4 protein-coding genes are annotated in these 3,521 nt (G+C 73.0%); 3 read left to right on the plus strand and 1 reads right to left on the minus strand.

Translation table 11 applies throughout. The features are described from left to right. A partial coding sequence (locus tag AB0C29_RS38840; protein ID WP_360831477.1) for a fructosamine kinase family protein occupies positions 1-600 on the minus strand: 600 nt, incomplete at its 3' end. Between the two features lie 360 nt (positions 601-960). Here AB0C29_RS38840 and AB0C29_RS38845 point away from each other — a divergent pair. From AB0C29_RS38845 to AB0C29_RS38855, 3 genes are all read left to right on the plus strand, one after another. Beyond that, complete coding sequence (locus AB0C29_RS38845) at positions 961-1,836, plus strand: oxidoreductase (protein ID WP_360831480.1); 876 nt, start codon at positions 961-963, stop codon at positions 1,834-1,836. A 52-nt stretch (positions 1,837-1,888) separates the two neighbouring features. Continuing rightward, a complete protein-coding gene (locus AB0C29_RS38850) occupies positions 1,889-2,746 on the plus strand; it encodes a helix-turn-helix transcriptional regulator (RefSeq protein WP_360831483.1) in 858 nt (285 codons plus the stop codon). Between the two features lie 48 nt (positions 2,747-2,794). Then, the coding region (locus AB0C29_RS38855; RefSeq protein ID WP_360831486.1) for a serine/threonine-protein kinase at positions 2,795-3,521 on the plus strand (727 nt) is incomplete at its 3' end.

Genomic DNA, 3,521 nt, shown 5'->3' on the forward strand with positions numbered 1-3,521 from the left:
GTTCTGGGTCCACAGGTCGCCGTGGGTCAGGCAGGCCGGCCGGTCCGGCAGCAGGTCGGGCAGGCGGCGGCACAGCCGCTCCAGCGCCGCCCGGTCGCCCGCGTCGAGCGCCGCGTCGACGCGGGGCTGCCCGAGCCAGCGCAGCAGGCGGTGCTCGGCGAAGAAGGCGAAACCGTCGTCGCTCCAGGTGTTGGTCTGCCGGCGACGGCCCAGCCAGTTGTCGCGGTGCCACCCGAAGCGCCCGTGGACGGTGCTCAGGTGCAGGCGGGCCAGCGCATGCGCCAACTGCTCCCAGAAGTCCTCATCGCGCGGCCGTGGACGCAGCACCGACAGCACGAGCAGTTCCCGATCGGCCCGGATCACGTCGGGTGTCGCCACGCCGCCGAGCTCGCGCAGAGCCGTCAGTCCCTCGGCCTCCGCGGCGAAGACGTCGTCGTCCGGCGGGTCGGCGAAGGCCTTGACGAACACCGGCGGCGCGTCTCGGCGGGTCGCGATGCCCGCGAGGGCCGCCAGCCCGCCGCTCACCGGTTCGACCGTGACGACATCGCTGATCCCGGCCCGGTGCAGGCGGTCGAGGAGGAACGTCGCCGAGTGCGTCAAGAAAGCTCCTCAGGTCCGCGGTGCCCGGTCGTGAGATCGTACTGGCCGGCGGCCCGCCCGCTGACCACGTTCGTGCGCCGGCACCTCGGTGCCGGGCCGCTCCCGTCGGACGCCTGGGCACAGGCCGCGTTCAGCGACTTCACGCCGGCCGAGCAGCGGTCCACCGCCCAGCGCCAGGTGATCTGGGCACGTCCGCGAAGTGCGCCGGATCTTCCTCGACACCATGACCCCGCGCCAGGTCGGCCAGTTGCAGACGATCCTCCGCCAGGTGCAGTGCAGACCCCGGCGTGACTGTCCCTGTCACTCCCAGGATCACGGGAGGTCTGCCTGCGGCGCGGACCGGGTCGCACCCTTGACCACATGACAGAGAACATGCTCGGTGGAGTATTCGAGATCAAGAACGGCCCGGCCCTGGTCCGGATGGGCTACGGCGCCATGCAGCTCGCCGGGCCGCGGGTCTGGGGCCCGCCCCGGGACCGCGCGGAGGCGGTGGCGGTGCTGCGGTCGGCGGTCGAGGCCGGCGTCAACCACATCGACACCGCGGACTTCTACGGCCCGCACGTGACCAACGAGATCATCCGCGAGGCGCTGGCGCCGTACGGCGACGACCTGCACATCGTCACCAAGGTCGGGGCGGTGCGCGACGAGAACGGCGGCTGGCCGCACGCCCGCTCGCCGCGGCAGCTGCGCGAGCAGGTCGAGTCGAACCTGCGCACCCTCGGCGTCGAGGCGCTGGACGTGGTGAACCTGCGCGTCGGTGGCGGCGCGGACGGGCACTCGCCGGTGCCCGGTTCGCTCGCGGAGCCGTTCGGCGCGCTGGCCGAGCTCCGTGACCAGGGCAAGATCCGGCACCTGGGGGTGTCGGTCGTCGACGCCGGGCAGATCCGCGAGGCCCAGACGATCGCGCCGATCGTGACCGTGCAGAACTGGTACAACATCGCCCACCGCGGGGACGAGGCGATCATCGCCGACCTGCACGGCCAGGGCATCTCCTACGTGCCGTTCTGGCCGCTGGGCGGCTTCAACCCGCTGCAGTCGGGGGTGCTCGACACGGTCGCGGCCCGGCTGGGGCAGCCGGCGAAGGCGGTCGCGCTGGCCTGGTTGCTGCACCGCTCGCCCAACATCCTGCTGATCCCGGGTACGTCGTCAGTGGCGCACCTGCGGGAGAACCTCGCCGCCGCGACCCTCGAGCTGGACGCCGGGACCATCGCCGAACTCGACGCCGTCGCCGCATGACCGGGAGTCGCAGGACCAGGCACCGGCTCCGGCCGCGGCCTACCGTGAACTCATGAGCGTCGAGTCGAACCCGCTGGGCGACTACCTGCGTGCCCGCCGCGAGCTCGTGACCCCCGAGCAGGCCGGCATTCCCGTGCTGGGCCTGCGGCGGGTGCCGGGGCTGCGCCGCGAGGAGGTCGCGATGCTGGCCGGGATCAGCGCCGACTACTACCTGCGGCTGGAGCAGGGCCGCGACCGCAACCCGTCCGTGCAGGTGCTGGAATCGCTGGCCCGGGTGCTGCACCTGGACGACGACGGTACGGCGTACCTGCTCGGTCTGGGGACGGAGAAGCCCCGCCGCTCGCGGCGCCGTCCGCGGCGTGAGAGCGTCCCGGCCGGCATCGCCAAGCTCGTCGCCACACTGCCGTTGCCCGCGTTCGTGGAGGGCCGCTACTTCGACGTCCTGGCCGCGAACGCCCTGGCCACCGCGTTGTCACCGCGGCTGGTGGTGGGGGGCAACCGGCTGCGGGACGTCTTCCTGGAGCCCGCCGAGCGCGAGCTCTACCCGGACTGGGACACGGACACCGAGCGCCTCGTCGCGGGCTTCCGCGAGTCCGTCGGCACCGACACCGACGACCCCCGCTTCATCGAGCTCGTCGGTGAGGTGTCGCTGGCCAGCCCGCGTTTCCGGCAGCTGTGGGGGCGTCACGACGTACGGGTGCGCGAAGGTGCCCCGATGCACCTCGACCACCCGCAGGTGGGTGAGCTGCGCCTGAACCGGGAGAAACTCGGCATCAGCGGCACCGCCGGCCAGATGCTGGTCATCTACCACCCGGACGCGGGCACCGACGCGGCCGACAAGCTGGCGCTGCTCGCCTCGGCGGCGTTGACGCCCGCCGACCGGCCCGGCGTGAGACCCGGCCCGGCGTGAGACCCGGCGCGGCGGGCGGCTGAAGGCGCTCGATGTATCGTCCTGCCCGTGACTGATCCACTCCTGCCGGGGGATCCGGCCGAGCTGGGCGGCTACCGGCTGCTCGGGCGGCTCGGCCAGGGTGGCATGGGTGCCGTCTACCTCGGGCGGGACGCCGGCGGCCGGCTGGTCGCCGTCAAGATGATCCGGCCCGAGTACGCCAACGACACCGAGTTCCGCGGCCGGTTCCGCAGCGAGGTCAACCGGGCCCGCCAGGTGCCGCCGTTCTGCACGGCCGAGGTGCTCGACGCCGATCCTGACCATCCGACGCCGTACCTGGTGGTCGAGTACGTGGACGGGCCCAGCCTGGCCGAGGTCATCGCCGAGCACGGCCCGCTCGCCGGCGGCAGCCTGCACAGCGTCGCGGTCGGGGTGGCGACAGCTCTGGCCGCGATCCACGGTGCCGGGGTGATCCACCGCGACCTCAAGCCGGCCAACGTGCTGTTCGCGCTGGGTACGCCCAAGGTGATCGACTTCGGCATCGCGCGGGCCTTCGAGGTGACGAGCCAGCACACGCGTACCGATCAGATGGTCGGCACGGTCGCCTACATGGCGCCGGAACGCTTCGACACCGACCATCGGGGTGTGGTCGGCCCGGCAGCCGACGTGTTCGCCTGGGGCGCCGTGGTCGCGTACGCGGGCACCGGCCGGACCCCCTTCCGGGCGGATTCGCCCGCGGCGACCGCGGCCCGGATCCTGACCCAGCCGCCCGAGCTGTCCGGGCTGCCCGAGGCGC

Source organism: Actinoplanes sp. NPDC048791, assembly GCF_040650095.1.
In the GTDB taxonomy this organism is placed as follows: Bacteria; Actinomycetota; Actinomycetes; order Mycobacteriales; family Micromonosporaceae; genus Actinoplanes.

Excerpts from the sequence above, each read along its gene's own strand:
- AB0C29_RS38845 (WP_360831480.1), top strand. The coding sequence starts at position 961 with ATGACAGAGAACATGCTCGGTGGAGTATTCGAGATCAAGAACGGCCCG.
- AB0C29_RS38850 (WP_360831483.1), top strand. The coding sequence starts at position 1,889 with ATGAGCGTCGAGTCGAACCCGCTGGGCGACTACCTGCGTGCCCGCCGC.